This window comes from Microbacterium karelineae, assembly GCF_009745985.1.
GTDB classification, from domain to species: Bacteria; Actinomycetota; Actinomycetes; order Actinomycetales; family Microbacteriaceae; genus Microbacterium; species Microbacterium karelineae.
In genome coordinates this window covers 1-1,282 of record NZ_WFIX01000069.1, presented here as the reverse complement: position 1 = coordinate 1,282, position 1,282 = coordinate 1, and the positions used below count along the sequence as shown (strand labels likewise).

Annotated in this window: 2 protein-coding genes; both read right to left on the bottom strand. The window is 35.4% G+C overall.

Annotated features, from left to right (window positions below):
• On the bottom strand, positions 1–252 hold a 252-nt coding region (locus tag GB932_RS21950; RefSeq protein ID WP_197517200.1), incomplete at its 3' end, for a hypothetical protein.
• Positions 253–376: 124 nt separating this feature from the next.
• Positions 377–1,282: transcription termination factor NusA (gene nusA, locus GB932_RS21945; RefSeq protein ID WP_156758914.1), on the bottom strand; the 906-nt coding region annotated here is incomplete at its 5' end.

Below are 1,282 nucleotides of genomic sequence, written 5' to 3'. Positions count from 1 at the left end.
TATTTTACCTAAAATTCTAGTTTCTGGTTTATTTGCTTTAGCTCTTATCACTTCAGGGGTTTTCTTTTCTTCAATTTCCAGTTTTTCTTCCGGAACTTTTGTGATCACCACCTCATGGGAAGCCTTTCTTTGTTCGCCGTCTTTAGCAAACTCAGCCTCCAATGCAGAATATGCCGCTTCTTCCAATTGAGCGTTAGGATTGCTTTCAACCTCGAAACCCCTTGACTGTAAAAACTCTACTAATCTGGACATCGAAATGTTGAATTCCTTAACCGCTTTATTTAATCTAATTTTTGGCATTTATATTATTTACTGTTTTTAATTTTTAAAATTAAAGTATTTCTTTTTTACTGTTTATTAAAATTTATTTAAAATCTTAATCTTCAAATTCTTCTCTCAGAATACGTTTAACCTCTTCGATGGTTTCTTCTTCAAGGTCTACCATATTTAAAAGACTTTCAGTTTCTTTATCCAATACTGATTTTGCAGTCGTAAGTCCTACTTTCTTAAACTCATCCAAAATCCATTGCTCGATATCATCGTTAAATTCTTTCAATTCAACATCATCATCCTCGCTGGACTCTCTGTATACATCAATCTCATATCCTGTCAACCAAGAAGCCAGTCTGATATTCTGACCTTGTTTTCCGATCACTTTAGAAATTTCCTCAACTGGAGTATATACCAATGCATAATTGGTCTCTTCATTGATTTCAATTTTGTTAATAGTAACGTTTCCTAATGCTCTCTTCACCAAAATCTCAGGGTTTTTAGACCACTGAATAACATCGATGTTTTCATTTCTCAACTCTCTCACAACGCCATGAATTCTGGATCCTTTCACTCCAACACAAGCTCCTACCGGATCAATTCTGTCATCATAAGCATCTACTGCAATCTTCGCCTTTTCACCAGGAATTCTCACTACCTTTTTAAGGATAATTGTTCCGTCCTGGATTTCAGGAATTTCCAGCTCTAATAACTTCTCAAGGAATTTAGGTGCAGTTCTGGAAATAATAATCTGTGGTTTAGAACCTTTAAAATCTACTGTCTCAACAATAGCTCTGATATTCTCACCCTTTTTAAAGAAATCGGATGGGATCTGGTTTTCTTTTGGTAAAATAAATTCGTTCCCTTCATCATCCAGCAAAATCACGTGCTTATGACGGATGTGGTGGATTTCCCCTACAACGATTTCACCAATTTTATCTCTAAACTGTTCGTACAGCATTGCATTATTGTGTTCCTGAAGTTTTGTAGCAAGGATTTGCTTAAGGGTAAG